12 protein-coding genes and 2 pseudogenes are annotated in these 16,116 nt (G+C 68.2%); 5 read left to right on the forward strand and 9 right to left on the reverse strand.

Annotated elements, in window-relative coordinates:
• Nucleotides 1-244 precede the first annotated feature (244 nt).
• Complete coding sequence (locus TU31_RS12985) at nucleotides 245-484, forward strand: hypothetical protein (RefSeq protein WP_042153549.1); 240 nt, start codon at nucleotides 245-247, stop codon at nucleotides 482-484.
• A gap of 260 nt (nucleotides 485-744) precedes the next feature.
• The gene (locus tag TU31_RS12990) at nucleotides 745-2,001 is read left to right on the forward strand and encodes a protein-glutamine gamma-glutamyltransferase (protein ID WP_042153551.1); all 1,257 of its coding nucleotides are present in this window, start codon (nucleotides 745-747) and stop codon (nucleotides 1,999-2,001) included.
• Between the two features lie 408 nt (nucleotides 2,002-2,409).
• Here the strand turns inward: TU31_RS12990 and TU31_RS12995 are convergent, their stop codons facing one another.
• The 5 genes and pseudogenes from TU31_RS12995 to TU31_RS13010 form a co-directional block, all read right to left on the reverse strand.
• The gene (locus TU31_RS12995; RefSeq protein WP_042153553.1) at nucleotides 2,410-2,949 is read right to left on the reverse strand and encodes a TerB family tellurite resistance protein; all 540 of its coding nucleotides are present in this window, start codon (nucleotides 2,947-2,949) and stop codon (nucleotides 2,410-2,412) included.
• Nucleotides 2,950-3,214: 265 nt separating this feature from the next.
• Nucleotides 3,215-3,400: pseudogene (locus tag TU31_RS39690) on the reverse strand (hypothetical protein); the annotation flags it as partial.
• Nucleotides 3,361-4,122, reverse strand: a pseudogene (locus tag TU31_RS13000) (FAD-dependent oxidoreductase); the annotation flags it as partial. The pseudogenes TU31_RS39690 and TU31_RS13000, both read right to left, overlap by 40 nt.
• A gap of 7 nt (nucleotides 4,123-4,129) precedes the next feature.
• Entirely contained in the window at nucleotides 4,130-5,650 is a 1,521-nt protein-coding gene (gene glpK, locus TU31_RS13005; RefSeq protein ID WP_042153555.1) for a glycerol kinase GlpK, read from the reverse strand.
• A gap of 1,345 nt (nucleotides 5,651-6,995) precedes the next feature.
• Complete coding sequence (locus TU31_RS13010) at nucleotides 6,996-7,247, reverse strand: hypothetical protein (RefSeq protein ID WP_042153558.1); 252 nt, start codon at nucleotides 7,245-7,247, stop codon at nucleotides 6,996-6,998.
• Nucleotides 7,248-7,305: 58 nt separating this feature from the next.
• Between TU31_RS13010 and TU31_RS13015 the strand changes: the two genes are divergently transcribed.
• Entirely contained in the window at nucleotides 7,306-7,677 is a 372-nt protein-coding gene (locus TU31_RS13015) for an AMP-binding enzyme (protein ID WP_078885740.1), read from the forward strand.
• 47 nt (nucleotides 7,678-7,724) lie between these two features.
• Nucleotides 7,725-8,189 carry a MaoC family dehydratase gene (locus TU31_RS13020; protein WP_042153563.1) on the forward strand — a complete coding sequence of 155 codons (465 nt, stop codon included), beginning with the start codon at nucleotides 7,725-7,727 and terminating at the stop codon, nucleotides 8,187-8,189.
• A gap of 350 nt (nucleotides 8,190-8,539) precedes the next feature.
• Here the strand turns inward: TU31_RS13020 and TU31_RS13025 are convergent, their stop codons facing one another.
• Together TU31_RS13025 and TU31_RS13030 are read right to left on the reverse strand one after the other, a co-directional pair.
• On the reverse strand, nucleotides 8,540-8,842 hold the full coding sequence (locus TU31_RS13025) for a hypothetical protein (RefSeq protein WP_158894426.1): 303 nt from the start codon (nucleotides 8,840-8,842) through the stop codon (nucleotides 8,540-8,542).
• A 498-nt stretch (nucleotides 8,843-9,340) separates the two neighbouring features.
• Nucleotides 9,341-11,044 (reverse strand): IPT/TIG domain-containing protein, encoded by a 1,704-nt coding sequence (locus TU31_RS13030; protein WP_158894429.1) that lies wholly within the window; start codon nucleotides 11,042-11,044, stop codon nucleotides 9,341-9,343.
• Nucleotides 11,045-11,455: 411 nt separating this feature from the next.
• On the opposite strand from TU31_RS13030, the gene TU31_RS13035 reads away from it, so the two are divergent.
• Nucleotides 11,456-12,190, forward strand: coding sequence for an IPT/TIG domain-containing protein (locus tag TU31_RS13035; RefSeq protein ID WP_042153570.1), 735 nt, complete (start codon nucleotides 11,456-11,458; stop codon nucleotides 12,188-12,190).
• Nucleotides 12,191-12,706: 516 nt separating this feature from the next.
• On the opposite strand, the gene TU31_RS13040 is transcribed toward TU31_RS13035, so the two are convergent.
• The gene (locus TU31_RS13040; protein ID WP_275451780.1) at nucleotides 12,707-14,215 is read right to left on the reverse strand and encodes a bifunctional class I SAM-dependent methyltransferase/NUDIX hydrolase; all 1,509 of its coding nucleotides are present in this window, start codon (nucleotides 14,213-14,215) and stop codon (nucleotides 12,707-12,709) included.
• 192 nt (nucleotides 14,216-14,407) lie between these two features.
• Nucleotides 14,408-16,081, reverse strand: coding sequence for a GFA family protein (locus TU31_RS36795; RefSeq protein WP_245698520.1), 1,674 nt, complete (start codon nucleotides 16,079-16,081; stop codon nucleotides 14,408-14,410).
• Between the last annotated feature and the right edge of the window lie 35 nt (nucleotides 16,082-16,116).

Raw genomic sequence — 16,116 nt, forward strand, 5'->3', positions numbered from 1 at the left:
CACCGTGGGATTCTCGACAACATCGGTACCGGCCTCGCCGCGAACCGCACGCCAGGAGCAGGGGAACGCTGCCGCATCGCATCCCCACAGGCCGGCTCGGATACATGGCCAGATACGTCCTACGTGACAGATTGGCCGATTGTAAGACGGCGACGTTGCCGGGGAGTTGGCGCCGGGGCATGATCACTGCTCGTATCTACCTGATCACTCATCCAGGAGCCGATACGTGATACGCCCCATCGCTTTGCGTGCTCTCCCTGCCGTCGCCGTGACCGGCGCCCCCGCCCTGCCCCTCGCCCAGGGAGCCCAGGCGGCCGCCCCGACCCCCGTCGCCCCGGCGACCGCCGCTGTCGGCCATCCCGGCCAAGTCCGCCGGGGCGACACCGACTTCATGCACTCCCATCCGCGCACCGAGGTCCGCTACGGCGACCTCGGCCCCCCGGACCGGGCCCGCGTCGTCGCCTCGGCGGCGACGCTGATGTAGCGAGGCACCGGTGCCGCCCGACCCGGGCGGCCCGCCGGCCACCAGGTCATGACCGGCGACGGCCACGCCGCCACCGCCGTCTCCCGCCTTTGCCGCATCTCCTTCCGCCTCGTGGCGGCGTCCCTTCCTGTCGCAGGCGCAGCGACCCAGGACAGCGCGGCTGAGGTCACGGAGCGGCTGCTTACCGCAACCTCTCATTGCGTCGTTCGCTCGCATGCCCCGTTTCACGAGATTCCACAACAAGGGAGTCACTGATTTTCATGTACAAGCGTCGGAGTTTACTCGCCTTCGCCACTGTGAGTGCGGCGATATTCACCGCTGGAGTCATGCCGTCGGTCAGCCATGCCGCCAGCGGCGGCGACGGGGAAACGGAGGGGTCCTACGCCGAAACGCACGGCCTGACGGCGGAGGACGTCAAGAACATCAACGCGCTGAACAAAAGGGCCCTGACTGCGGGTCAACCCGGCAATTCTCTGGCGGAATTGCCGCCGAGCGTCAGTGCGCTCTTCCGGGCCCCCGACGCTGCCGACGAGAGGGTGACCCCTCCCGCCGAGCCGCTCAACCGGATGCCTGACGCGTACCGGGCCTACGGAGGTAGGGCCACTACGGTCGTCAACAACTACATACGCAAGTGGCAGCAGGTCTACAGTCACCGCGACGGCATCCAACAGCAAATGACCGAAGAGCAGCGAGAAAAGCTGTCCTACGGCTGCGTCGGCGTCACCTGGGTCAATTCGGGCCCCTACCCGACGAACAAATTGGCGTTCGCGTTCTTCGACGAGAACAAGTACAAGAGTGACCTGGAAAACAGCAGGCCACGCCCCAATGAGACGCAAGCCGAGTTTGAGGGGCGCATCGTCAAGGACAGTTTCGACGAGGGGAAGGGTTTCAAGCGGGCGCGTGATGTGGCGTCCGTCATGAACAAGGCCCTGGATAGTGCGCACGACGAGGGGACTTACATCGACAACCTCAAGAAAGAGCTCGCGAACAAAAATGACGCTCTGCGCTACGAGGACAGTCGCTCGAACTTTTACTCGGCGCTGAGGAATACGCCGTCCTTCAAGGAAAGGGATGGAGGCAACTACGACCCATCCAAGATGAAGGCGGTGGTCTACTCGAAACACTTCTGGAGCGGGCAGGATCAGCGGGGCTCCTCTGACAAGAGGAAGTACGGCGACCCGGATGCCTTCCGCCCCGACCAGGGCACAGGCCTGGTCGACATGTCGAAGGACCGGAACATTCCGCGCAGTCCCGCCCGACCTGGCGAAAGTTGGGTCAATTTCGACTACGGCTGGTTTGGGGCTCAGACGGAAGCGGATGCCGACAAAACCATATGGACCCACGCCAACCACTATCACGCGCCCAACGGCGGCGTGGGCCCCATGAACGTATACGAGAGCAAGTTCCGGAACTGGTCTGCCGGGTACGCGGATTTCGACCGCGGAACCTACGTCATCACGTTCGTACCCAAGAGCTGGAACACCGCCCCCGCCGAGGTGAAGCAGGGCTGGTCGTAACAGCCGGGTAGGAGGGCCGGGCCACCCGGCCCTCCTACCCCCAGCCCGCCACACGTCGGCGCCGATGCGGTCCCGGTCTTCTTCGGTCACACCCCAGCGGTTCAGGTGAGCCAGGACGAAGCGGCGTACGGTGCGCGCGTGGCTCTTCTCAGCGGGCAGGGCGATCACGGCGTGCCGGCATCCTGGTTCAGGAAGCAGAAGCGGCGCCGGTGTCGATGTGCCGGCGGGGGCGCGTCCTTGGGGTCCCGGGGGACAGTCGCGGAGGGACTGGCGTGCGCGTGGTGCATGGGGGAGGCCCTTCTCCCGTAGCGACGGCGTTGTTTTCCTGACGCCGTCTTCCTTCCTTACGCTGAGGCCGGCCGCACTGTTCGTCGCACTCGCTGTCAGGGAGAGGACACATACGGCGCCTTACGACGGCGTACGGGCCGCGATGGCCAGCAGTCGTTCGGTGTCCTCGTGGCTGAGGAGCAGGGCCCGGCCGACCGCGGCCAGGGTTCGGTGCTCGCTGGGGGTGTACGGTCCGTCGGCCAGGGCGATGCGGGCGCCCTGCAGCAGGATGTCCTCGCTCCCGGCGGGGGCCAGGTGGGGGGCGAGCGGGTCGAGGACCTCGTGGAGTTCGATGGTGAGCGCGGTGCCGCTGCCATCGATGCCCTCCTTTCCGGCGGCGAGGACGGCGAGGGCGACAGTGTGCACGGCGTCGCGGAGCATCGCTGAGAAGCGGGTGGTGGTGGGGTGGCCGAGGACGTCGGTTCGGAAGCAGGTCCGGCAGGCGGCGCATTCGACCACGGTTCCCGCGGTGCCGCGGGGGAGGAGGGGGATGCCGAGGAGAGCGAACCGATGGCGGCCGATGCGGCGCAGGTAGCTACGGTCGCCGCCGCAGCCGGGGCAGAAGAACTCGCCGTCGCCGACCGTGCGCCAGGTCGTGCGCACTCCCCATATGTGTGGCATCTGTCCCTCCTGCGGCTGCGTCTGATTCTCCCGGCACGGACTGCCGTCGGCCGGTGACACTTCGGCAACGGCGCCGTGTGATCGTGACGTTGAAGATGGATTCCCACTCGGGTGTCGGTTCCGGCCCGGTGCCTTCACCGCATCAGTCCTTCTGCACAAGCAGGTCCTGGACGCCGGCGCGGACCTCGTCCGTGCCGAGACCGCGGACCGTCAGCGTCGTACGGCGGCGCAGCACGTCGTCGACGGTCTCCGCCCACTCGTGGTCTCGCGCATGGACGACCTGTGCCCAGATCTCCGGGCCATCGGGGTGGATCCGCTCGCCCAGGGCCGGGTCCTGGCCATCGCGGCCTTCCACGGAGCTTTGCGCTTGAGGACGACGTGGGTGCCCTTGGAGAGGCGGATGCTGGGGGCCGCACCCTTGTCCTCCATACGGCGCAGGTGGTCCACCCACGGGCCGGTGGTGTTGATGACCAGGCGGGCGTCGATGCCGAACTCGGTGCCGTCCAGGCGGTCTTGCACGTTCACGCCGGTCACGCGGCCGTGGGTGAAGCGCAGGCCGGTGACCTCGGCGTGATTGATGACGACCGCGCCGGACCGGACGGCCGCGCGCACGGTCATGACGGCCACGCGGGCGTCGTTCATCTGGTGGTCGCCGTAGACCGCGACCGCCTTGAGGCCGTCGGCGCGCAGGCCGGGGTTGTCGGCCGCGGCCCCTGGCGGGGTATATGAGTCGCCCGACGCCGTCGCCGAAGGCCGCCGGCATCGAGTACGCGAAGACGCCCGCACCGAGCTTGGCCGCGCTGTGCGGGCCGCCCTTGTGGACCGGCAAGTAGAAGGAGAGCGAGTTGACCAGGTGGGGGCCACGTCCTTGGCCGGCACCCGCCGCTCGTGGTGGTTCTCCGCGACCGGTTTGACCGCGCCGGTCTGCAGGTAGCGCAGACCTCCGTGGGTGAGCTTGGAGGAGGCGGAGGACGTGGCACCGGCGAAGTCGCCGGCGTCCACCATCGCCACCCGCAGCCCGGACTGCGCGGAGTGCCAGGCCACCGAGGTGCCCAGGATTCCGCCACCGATCACCAGGAGGTCGAACGCCGCCTTGGACAGTCGTTCACGGGTCTCGGCTCGGCCGGGAGCCGGATACGCGCCCAGGGGATGATCGCTCTGCAGGGTGCTCATACCTTTCTCAGTGCCCCTCTTCGATCCAGCCCGTGGTCCGCTTGACCGCCTTGAGCCAGAGTTTGTATGTGTGGTCGCGTTCGGCCGCGTCCATCCGGGGGGTCCACTCGGCGGCGCGGCGCCAGTTGGCGCGCAGTTCGTCGGTGTCCGGCCAGAAGCCGACGGCCAGTCCGGCCGCGTAGGCAGCGCCGAGGCAGGTGGTCTCGGCGACCATCGGGCGCACCACGGGGGCGTCCAGGACGTCCGAGATGGTCTGCATCAGCAGGTTGTTGGAGGTCATGCCGCCGTCGACGTTCAGTGAGGTCAGGGCAACGCCGGAGTCCTTGTGCATCGCGTTGACGATCTCGCGGGTCTGCCATGCGGTGGCCTCGAGCACAGCGCGGGCGATGTGCTGTTTGGTGACGTAGCGGGTCAGGCCCGTGATCACGCCGCGGGCGTCGGAGCGCCAGTACGGGGCGAACAGCCCGGAGAAGGCAGGGACGATGTAGCAGCCGCCGTTGTCCGCCACCGAGCTCGCCAGGGTCTCGATCTCCGCGGCGGTGCCGATCAGGCCCAGCTGGTCGCGCATCCACTGGACCAGCGAGCCGGTGACCGCGATGGAGCCCTCCAGCGCGTAGACCGGCGCTCGCCGGCCGATCCGGTGGCCGACCGTGGTCAGCAGCCCGCTGTGGGAGTGGACGGGCCGGCGGCCGGTGTTCATCAGCAGGAAGGTGCCGGTGCCGTATGTGGCCTTGGCCTCGCTCTCGGAGAAGCAGGTCTGGCCGAACAGCGCCGCCTGCTGGTCGCCGAGCGCGGAGGCGACCGGCACGCCGTAGAGGGCTCCGCCGGCCATGCCGTACACCTCGGCGGAGGAGCGGATCCGCGGCAGGATGGCGGCCGGGATATCCATGGCGGCGAGGAGGCGCTCGTCCCACTCCAGGGTGTGCAGGTTCATGAGCATGGTGCGCGAGGCGTTGGTGACGTCGGTGACGTGGACGCCGCAGGAAGGGCCGCCGGTGAGGTTCCAGATGACCCAGGAGTCCATGGTCCCGAAGAGGATCTCGCCGCGCTCGGCGCGCTCGCGCAGGCCGGCGACGTTGTCCAGCAGCCAGCGGATCTTGGGGCCGGAGAAGTAGGAGGTCAGCGGCAGGCCGGTCTCGCGGCGGAACCGGTCCTGGCCGACGTTGCCGCCGAGCTCCTTGCACAGCGCGTCGGTGCGGGTGTCCTGCCAGACGATGGCGTTGTGCACCGGCTCGCCGGTCTTCTTGTCCCAAAGGACAGTGGTCTCACGCTGGTTGGTGACGCCGATCGCTCTGAGGCCGCGGGTGATCCCGGCCTTGCCGAGGGCGCCGGCGACGACCTCCTCGACGTTGGTCCAGATCTCACTGGCGTCGTGCTCCACCCAGCCCGGCCTGGGGAAGATCTGCTCGTGCTCCTTCTGGTCGATGGAGACGATCCGGCTGTCCCGGTCGAAGATGATGCATCGGCTTGACGTGGTGCCCTGGTCGATCGCGGCGATGAACGGGCCGGCGGTTCGCGCGTGGGTCACGGTGTGCTCCTGGAGCGGCTCAATACGGTGCGGGGGTGGGGCGGCTGGGCTCGATCGACGTGGGAGCCGGCTGGTACGGGGCGGCGCCGATTCAGCTCGTCGACGCACCCCGGCGGAGACCAATCGGGGCGACTCTGGCTCGATGTCATCCACTGTTCGACAATGTCGACCGCAGGACGGCAGTTTTGCCCGCCCTGAGGATGACGTCAAGGGGTTGCCTCCCGGTAACTTAAAGTTTCGAAGATCCTTGAGGCGGTGATCCAGAGCCTGCCGTGGCCGAGATCGCGCGGCACGGGGAGGGCGCAGTCCCGTATGGCAGCCGCGCCCTCAAAGGTCGCCCTCCCGGACTCCCCGGGGCGATCGAGCAGAGCTCTTCCACGTAGCCGAGCGCACTGTCGGCATGGGTCAGTAGGGGCCGGCGAGAGGGGTTTTCCGACTTCCGCAGAAACTGTCCGGATTGGATCGCCGGAGCGTCCGGGCGCGACTCAACGGCGGCCCGGGGTCCGCGATTCGACGATGCCTCTCACGTGTGAATGAGCTGCCGCGTCTGCCCACAGCCGGCCGTGCCCGTATCGCCGAAGCTCTGCATCAAGGATCTTGGGATGGCGCCCCGCCTGGAGCTTTTTAAGCCGCCGCACTCATCTGCTGCCGGCGACTCACCAAATGAACATCGTCTAAGGCCACGCGGTGTACAACACCAGAAAGAACGTGATGGAGAGGAAGGCCATCAAGATATAGGGGATCCTGTCCGTTTATACGGGTGCCCCACCCCATCAAAGGGAGGGAGCACCCAGTTCATTGTCACCTATCGGGTGTACTCAACGTCAGGCTTCTTCGCGGGAGCACCACAGAACTGGGCGTCGGGGTCGGTGTCGACACCGGACAGGACGCCGATACTCCACGGGTTTCCCCCATGCCCACTGTCACGGTTACAGCCCATGTACGGATCACCTTGGTTGAACGGTGAGGCGGGGCCGCTGAAGTGGTAGAAGTCCCCGATGGTCACCGGCTCCTGCGCTCTCTGCCGCAGGTCACCGTGGGCCCCGCGCGTGGATTCCTGGTGCCCATGGACGACTTCGCGGCATGGGCGGACGGCCACGGCGGCGGGCGGCTGCGCCAGGAGGACTGTCATGGTCGACAACGCTAGACCGGTGAGGAAGAGCGTTGGGGTGATTTCGGGAAATGCTCGGCATGATCTTTCGGAGACGTACCGGGGCGTTCAACCTGCCCCGTACCGCCCACTCACTCGCAGCCCGCACATGCGAGCCCGCGCCGGCGGCTGACGCGGGGGTCCGCCACTGTGCACAATCACGATCCGGCGTGCCGCGGAGGTCCTGGGCTGGCCTCAGAAACGCGTATGACTCAGTACGTCCGCGGCCCTCAGGGCCTTGTCCGCGGCCTTTGAAAGACTCTTCGCGTTGTCCGGGAGGTTCTCGAGGGAGTCGGCAGCTTTCAGGGCTTTATCGGAGGCCCGCCAAAGGATCCTTGTATCGTCCGTGAGATTTACGAGGGAATCGGCAGAGTCGGCGAGGACGTCGGCGCTGTCTTCCAGGCCATCGGCCTCGCGGGCGTGCTTCCAGCCCAGTAGTACCTTCACGGGATAGTTGTCGCTCTCGTCGCCGTCGACTACCTCGTGGTGGGGGTTGCACAGCAGGATGAGGTTGTCGAGCTACTCCTACATCGTCGACCGGGTCAAGGACATGTTCGTCTCAGGCGGCGAGAACGTCTATCCGGCCGAGGTCGAAGAGGCAGTTCTCTCCCACCCCGCCGTCGCCGAATGCGCGGTCATCGGGGTCTCCGACCAGGTCTGGGGCGAAGTCGGCCGCGCCGTCGTCGTCCTCGGATCCGGAGCCCACGCCGAAGAGCAGGACATCCTCGGCCATCTGCACGGCAAGCTCGCCAAGTACAAGATCCCCAAGTCCGTGATCCTCACGGACAGCCTGCCTCGCACGGCCACCGGAAAAATCGTCAAATCCGCCGTGCGTGCCTCCTATACGGACGGTCCCGCAGACGGCCACCACCGGTAAAGCCCCTTCCGCGGGCCGTACCCAGCGCTGCCTGATCCACCGAAAGGATTCCCCATGCCACCACCGCCACCGGCCTCGAAGGACTCACGTCCCTCAGCGGAGCCGACCTCGGACGCACCGACTGGCAGAAGATCACCCAGGAACGGGTGAACACCTTCGCCGACGCCACCGGCGACCACCAGTGGATCCACACGGACCCGGAGAAGGCCAAGGACGGCCCCTTCGGCGGTCCCATCGCCCACGGCTACCTCACCCTTTCCCTCATCATCCCGCTCTTCGGTGAACTGCTCGACATCACCGGGATCTCCATGAGCGTCAACTACGGCCTGGACAAAGTCCGTTTCCCCAGTCCCGTGCCGGTCGGCGCCAGGATCCGCCTGCACGGCGCCGTCGGCACCGTGGAGGAGGCCCAGGGCAATGGCGTGCAGATGCCGTTGACCTTCACCGTAGAGGTCGAAGGCAGCGACAAGCCGGCCTGCGTGGCCCAGGCCGTCTACCACCACTACGCCTGACCGCCCCTGCCCCGGACAGAACCCGCGCCACAGAACGACACCGCACCGCCTGCCGCGCCCGGCCCGCACCCGGAAGTTCATGCCTGGCCCACCCTGCCGGCCTCGCCACCGTCCTCGCGGACGCCGAGGCCGGCCACAATCCCCACCGACTCCTCAAGGAGGCCGCTGCCCGGCGCGAGCCGACCACCACCCGACAGCCCGCCCGCGCCCTGAGCACCACGTCACCCGCATTCGCCGGTCAAGGGCGGCCGAACGGCATTCAACCCCTGCGCCAGTACTGCTGTCGGCGGCTGTCTCCATGGGCCAGTGCCCTTGATGAGACAGCCTCTCGCCTCACGGCACTGGAGCTGTCAGTACCAGATCCACAGCTTGAACTGGGTGCCCGACTGGGTGCACTCAGCGTGGTAATAGCGGGAGGGATTGGAATGCAGGACAGCTGCGCCGGCCCCGGTGCAGGTCCAGATGTCCGGGTAAGTGGCCCAATAATGCGCGACCCCCGCCGCACCGCTGGCCTCTTCCTCCCCCTGCGCCACACGGTTGGACCCGACCGTGGCGGCGGCGGTCGCGTCGGACGAGGCGGCAAGCGCGGGCCCGACTGAGCCGCCCAGCAGCAGTGCGGTGCCGACGGCCGTGGTCGCGATAGCACGACGCATACGCATGAATCTCTCCCTCAGTAGGAACACAGAGTTCGTGTCTTGCCTTGTCGCCTCTTGCAGACGCATCCGCCCTGCTCCAGCGGCTGTTCACCACGCTCGGCGTCCAGCCCATGCGTGATGGTCCGCCTGGCGACGCCGTACCAGGTCCGAGAGCCGAGGCCAGCCAATACTGCCGATTCGCGGCTCACCGACGTGCGCCGTCTGAGCCGGATAACTTCCCCTTGGTTCGGCCTGATTCCTTGCGGCATCGAGCTTGCCGACATTGGCCGAGCTGGAGCAACAGTTTGTGGCTGTCCCGGACAGTCGTTGCTTGTCCCGCCTGGTCAGCGTCTTGTCCCGGACACTGTCCGGGCTACGCGGGGGGCGCGACGCAGTTCCGCCTTGTATGCCTCCTGACGGGCCCCAGCGGTACTCGTTCCACCTCGACAGAGGTGCGACGGCGGAGCCCCAGGGGGCCCGGCAGGGTGGCGTGCGCTCGCGCTGGGCCGGCCGCTGTCAGGTGTAGGTGTAGGGCATGGGCGAGGTCGCGGTGGCGCCGGTGGTGGTGGTCACGGTGACCGGCACGGAGCCGGGCGTGCCCGGCGGGGTGACGGACTGGACCTTGATGTCGGACATGACCTTGAACGAGAGGGCCGGGACGCCGCCGAACCTGACGCTGTTGACCTGGGAGAGAAAGACGCCGTTGAGGTTGACGATGCGGCTTCCGGTCCGCGGCCCGGAGGTCGGGCTGATGCTGGTGATCGTGGCAGCGCCGATATAGGTGTAGGAAAGGCTGTTGGAGGAGCCTCCTGGGCCGACCAGGTGGACGGCTACCGTGCGGGCGAGGGCCGACGGCGGGACGGTGACGCTGAGCTGGGTGTCGGACAGCACGTTGGCCTTGGCCATGACGGTGCCGAACCCCACCTGGCTGACTCCGGTGAATCCGTGGCCGGTGAGGGTGAGGACATTCCCCCCGCTCGTCGGCCCGGAGGATGCCGAGATACTCGCGAGTTGGGACAGCCGCCGGTAGTAGTAGTGGCCGATGACCGCCGTTCCCCCGCCGGCGGTCACGGTGACCGGGACGGACGACCTGATGCCCGCGGAAGGGGCGACGGCGATCAGCTCGGTGTCGCTCACCACCGTGAAGCTCTTGGCACGGCGAATTCCGAAGTGGACGGCGGTGGTTCCGAGGAAGCCCCGGCCGGTGATGGTCACTGTCGTGCCGCCGCCCCTGGGGCCCTGGTTGGGGGAGAGACTGGCCGGCCTCCGCAGGACGCCGACCGTGCCATTGCCGTGGTTGACGACAAAGGTGCTGCGGCTGTCCGGGGTCGTGGCCCCCTCGTGGGGGTCGACAAAGCCCGGGAGCGTCCGGGTGACGGTGTTGGTGCTCGGATTGATCACCGCCAGCGAGCCCGCTGCGCTCATGGTCGCGTAGAGGAGTGTCCCGTCCGGGGAGACGGACAGATATGTCGGGTTGTGCGCGAGGGTGATGGTACCGGTGACGGTGTTGGTGGCCGTACTGATGACACTCACCGTGCGAGCACCGGAATTCGCCACATACAGCTGGGTTCCGTCGGGTGTGACGACGGCGTCCAGGGGCGCCTTGAAGCCCGTCATGGTGGTCACGACCGTGTTGGTGAGCGTGTTGATCACACTCACCGTGCCGTCGGCGGAGTTGGTGCCATACGCGCGCAGGCCGTCGGGGCGGATCGTGAGGGAGTCGGGGTTGTTCCCCACGGTGATGGTGCCGGTGACGGTGTTGGTGGCCGTACTGATGACACTCACCGTGTGGGCACCGGAATTCGCCACGTAGATCCGGGCTCCGTCGGGTGTGACGGCCAGCCCCTGCGGCACGGTCAGACCACTCACGGTGCCGACCAGAGCGTTGGTGGCCGTGCTGACGACACCGACCCTTCCCCCGCCCGGCTCGCTCACGTACACGAACTGGCCGTCGGGGGTGACCGTCACGTCCCACGGGCCGGCGCCCACACTGACGTTGGTGGTGACGACGCCGGCAGCGGTGTCGATCACGCTCAGGGTGTCCGCACCGGAGTTGGCCACGTAGGCGCGCAGCCCGTCGGGTCGCATGGCGATGGAGTGGGGTGCCGGCCCTACGGGGATCGTGCCGTAGCCGGGGGCAGCGGACACCGCGGTCCGGGCAAGGGGGGACGGGGGATCTCCGAACCGCTGGACAGCCGAAGGGCTTTGTATGACGGACATGCCGGCTCCTCTCGGTCGAACTCCCGAATTCGCCGAGCAGCAGAGCGAGTTGCGGATCCCGCACTCTGAGATCCGATAACCTGGCGCTTGCTGTTCCAGGAGTCGATTTCGCATTCTCCATGGATCATCCCACCGGCCGGGACGCGATGTAAGAGGTCAACCGCGGCGCTCCGGCGTACGTTTCGACACGGCGATGTCATTCATATCATCGTATTCAGTGCTGAGTGCACCGCATGCACCCTCCTCCATTTTCGAAACGGCTGGTTCAATTTTTCGTACAAGGGATGTCCCGGCAAGGGAATTCCGCCTTCACCGCGTGTGGCGCCGACGCCCATAGGCCCAACCGCACTCCCGTATGCGGGCGTTGCCCTTTTCTGAAGAAGAAAGCACACAGCGCGAAGGAGCAGCACCATGGTCACGCTCAATCCCAACCAGGGACCTACTTCCGGTGGTAACAACGTTGTCCTCACCGGTACCAATTTCACGGGCGCCACCAGCGTGAAATTCGGGTCCAAGTCGGCCAGTTTCGTGGTCGACAGTGCCACCCAGATCACCGCGGTCGCGCCTTCGGGCTACTCCGCGGTCCAGGTCACCGTCACCACACCGAGCGGTACCTCGATCCCGGTTTACTACTACTACATTGAGCCCCCGATCAAGCAGAGCCTCAGCGTCACCACGGGGCCGCTCGGCGGCATCGCGACCACTCTCACCGGTTCGCATCTGACGACCGCCTCGTCGATGTCATTCGGCGCCAACACCGCGGTTCCCACCGTGGTGAACGACACCACACTGAACGTCCTGGTGCCGGCCGTGACCACGCCGCAGACCGTCGCGGTCAGCGTCACCACCAGGGGCGGTACCACCAACGGACTGACCTTCACTTACGTCGGAGCTCCGACGGTGACCAGCATGAGCCCGACCATCGGACCCGACTACGGCGGCACGGCGTCCACCATCACCGGCACCAACCTCAGCGATGTCACGGATGTGTCGTACGGGCCCGACTCGACCTCGTACACGATCATCGATGACAGCACCATCATCGCCTACTCCCCAGGCGGCACGGGTACCGTCACCGTCACCGTCTCCAGCGCGGGCGGCAGCGACTCCTCCCAGTCCTTCACCTACTCCACCACCCCCGGCTGAGCCGCCCCCCTCGGCCGGCTCAGCGAGCCGGCCGAGGCTCTCGGCATGCGTGGCGTGTCGTACGGGACTCCGGCGCAGCCACGTGCGCCTCCCGCCCGACTCGCGGGCGCTGGGCTGCAACTCCCCCGGCGCCCCTCTTACATGTCCGGCGGCGGGAGAACGTCAATGGAGCCTGGTCGAAGTCGCGGCACGCCTGGTTGCGCCGCTGGACTTCCTGACGGTGAGTGCGTTCGACCTGTACTACGAGGAGCGGCACCGCTTGCTCGGGGCCGACGGGAGCGACTTCCTGCTGGTGAACCTGTTCCGGGCCCGTTGGGGGCGCCGATGTCGCCGGAGGCGATCCGGGGCTGCTGGAGCGGCTCTGCGTGCGGGCCGGGTTGGGCGCGGCTCACCCGGGATGGCAGGAGGGGTCGCTCCGTGACGCCCGTTATCGTCGTAGCGTGGATCACCCGCCCTGCGAGCGCCGTCCGCACCGACGCAGTATCGGCCCGTACCCTTCGCATCGCTCCCTGCGGGTCATGGAGTCATCGTGCCCGTGAGGCAGGTCTGCCGCAGAACTCGCCGCGTTCGGCAGGTCAGTTGGGCCGTCGAGCGCAGTCGTGGAGGGTAAAGCTGCCCTCCGAGGTTCGACCGTAGGCGCTTGGGGAGATGGGGGTGCAGTTTCTCTTCACCCAGGACGATGCCGGTGTGGGCGGGCGGCGCGTGGTCAGCAGGGCGTAGCGCAGTTGGTGGGTGGAGACCAGGTCGCTGAGGTGTCGTGTGGCCGGATAGGGGGTCAGGCCGGTGAAGCCGCCCGTGACCAGTATGGGTTGGGAGGTGGCGCGCAGCAGCGGCTCGGCACCGTAGGCGGCTTGGGTGGCGAGCAGCGTCCCGGCTGGTGACGATGGCAAGGTCGTCGTCGTAGGCGGTCCGCAACGGGCTTTCCGGGGTGAACCGGTGCCGCGGCACCGTCCTCAGCGCGTCTTCGACCGCGTCGGAGGGCGCCCAGCCTCCGGCGATGACGCGCTCGGCCATCTCCTGCCGCATGCGCACCGCTTCGGCCGGTTCACCGCCGACAACCGGAGGCGTGCTCGCGTGCGCGTAGGAGTGCACCGGCGGCAGGCCGCGCAGGACGCCGGGCCACACCGCTTCCAGCGCGTGGGCGGTGGGTGCGAAGAGGACTCCGAGTGCAGAGAGGGCGTGCAGGTCGTGCCACTCCCACCGCCGGAACCGGTGCGGTTCGGGCAAGCCGAGCCGTCCGGCCCACGCACTGATGCGCACCACCGCGGATAGACGCCGGACGTCCGCCCGGTCATCGTGGAGGACCGTGAGCAGGTGGGCATCGCCGATGCCGGCCATCAGGCCGGTCTCCTCGGCCAGCTCCCGCACCGCTGCCGCCTGGAAGGACTCGCCCGCCTCGACGCGCCCCCCCTGGCAGCTCCCACATGCCCCGCGTCGACCGACCGAGCAGCACGCACCCGGAGCCGTCGGTGACCACCGCACACACACCGACGACCGACTGCGGCTCGGGCCGCGGCCCTTCTCCACCGCGGTGAAATCCCTGGCGGGGTGGCGCAGCACGAGGACCGCCAGGCCCTTCGCGTCGAGCCGCTCCACCTGCGACCACCCTTCGGCCAGCAGGCTGATCTCCTCCTCGTCCAGCGCGATGTGCCGCCGCTCCTCCGGCGTGGTCGCCACCACGGGAGTGATCACCACCAGCGCGCCGTGCGGTCGCAGGCGTGCAGCGAGGGTGTCCAGGACCCGGGTGCGGTTGTGCAGGAAGGGGAACACCAGGCGCAGGGTGATCAGGTCGTAGCCGTCGTCGCTCAGCTCTGCCGGACCGTCGTGCTCGATGTCCAGGCACAGCCACCGCACCCGCTCGGCGCCCGCGTGCTCCTTCCGGGCGCGCGTCAGGGCGCCCTCGGCGAAGTCGACCGCATCGACGGTGTAGCCGATTTCGGTGAGGAAGACGGCGAGTTCGCCCGTGCCGCAGCCCAGCTCCAGAGCACGCCCACCGTCTGGGGCGGGCGCGTGTTGGGCGAGCAGGTCTTTCTCAGCGTCGCGGAGGGGACGGAAGCCGCGATCGTCGTCGTAGTGCCGGGATCAGTCGGCTCGGTCGTATGCCACGGTGCACTCCTAGTCAGTGGTGATGTGCAGCAGCTGAGGTGGGGAGGGAACGGCCCGTGCCACGGTGGGCGCAGGCGCATGGTGCGCGGTGGTCGTTCGTTCGCGGTCGGGTCAGGTGACTTTGCTGTGCTGGGTGTTCGGCACCGGGGGAAGCCAGGTGACAGCGTCCTCGCGGAAGCTCTGGTTGACCGGCACGAGGCCGGAGGCGTCGTCCAGCGCCGAGAAGGTGATCGCGATGCTGCTGGCTCCGTCGTCGAGCGCGCACAGCTGGCTGCCGCAGTCCGGACAGAATCCGCGCCGGGAGTCGGGCCAGGTGTAGTGCCAGGCCGGCTCGCCCCCGTCCCCGGTCCAGGTCAGGCCGCTGAGGGGGAAGGAGACCCAGGACATCATCGGGCCGCCCGACAGCCGCTGGCAGTGCGTGCAGCTGCAGGTGTGGGGATAGTCGGGAGTGCCGGTGACGGTGAACCGGATCCTCCAGCACAGGCAGCCGCCCGACCGCAGGGAACCGTTAGGGCTCGCACTCAATGCGTCCTTCTCTCGTGGTGGCGTGCTCATGGCGTTGCCCTCTGTGGCGGTATCGCGGGGCGCAGGGAGTTGCCAGGCCAGTGCGCTCTCCCCGTGGCCGGCGCTCACCCGCTGTGTGCCGTCGGGCTCAAGATCGAGCCGGTAGACCTCCGGCTCGCCGGCGTCCCGCCAGCGCAGGGCTGTCTGGCGGATCTCGGTCCAGATGTTCCGCGGGCCAGCGGCCGTGACCGCGTATGCGCCGGAGCCGTCCGGGCGGGCCGCCATCCAGGAACCGCATCCGGGGGCGCCGATCACCAGGTCGTCGACGCCCCTGTGCTGCACCAGGCCCGGGTGCAAGGCGTCGAGCGCGAGCCAGAAACCGCGGGCCTCCTCCGGTGGCGGCACATCAGAAGACCGGAACCGTCGGAACTCCGCGCCGCCCTCGGTGCGCCGGGCCGCGATGCGCTCGCGGAACGCGGGGGAGAGGAAGATCTGCCTGCGGCCGTGCGCCGCCCGGTGGGCGAACTCCACCGCCCGCAGGCGCGAGGAGATCCTCCCGTCCGGGCCCCTGGAGACCACTGCCAGCGCGGGCCACGAGGGCGATTCTGTCGTGATGTGCATCAACAGCACGCCCCCAGGCGCGAGTTGATCGACCAGCGCCTCCGGCACGGACGGGAGCGCGAAGGAGACAAAAATCCGGTCGTACGGTGCGGCTTCCGGCCAGCCGCATTCTCCGTTGCCGCTTACCACGGCGGGCCGGAAACCGAGAGCGCCAAGCCGCGCCTGGGCGGCGACCGCGACGTTCGGGTCCCGGTCGAGGGTGACCACCGTCGTGTCTCCGCAGACGTGACAGGCCACCGCCGCCGTCACCCCCGCACCGGTGCCGACATCGAGCACCCTCTGCCCGGCCCGCAGGTCCAGCTCTTCCAGTACGGATACGGTCAGGCCCATCACGGTGGACATGGACGTGATCGCCCCGCCGGACCGGCCCCCGGCCGGCCGGTCCACCAAGGGTTCTCCGTCGTGCTGAATCAGCACGCTCTCGCCGCCGTACAGCACCGCGAGCAGCTCCTCACGGTCCCCGGGCTGGGACCAGTCCAGCAGGTCCCAACGCGGCGGGCGCTCATCCAGGGTGCTGCGGCGGATGTACGCCTGCGGCATCAGCACCTCGCGCGGCAGCGCGAGCAGGGCCTCGCGCACCGGGCCCGGGCCCAGGTTCCCAACCGCTTCCAGCCGGGCGACCATCGCCGCCCGCGCTGATGCCGCATAGTCCGCGGACACAGATCCTGAGCCTCCTCTCCCCGCCGGCTGAGCAG

It is taken from the genome of Streptomyces lydicamycinicus (genome assembly GCF_000829715.2).
In the GTDB taxonomy this organism is placed as follows: domain Bacteria; phylum Actinomycetota; class Actinomycetes; order Streptomycetales; family Streptomycetaceae; genus Streptomyces; species Streptomyces lydicamycinicus.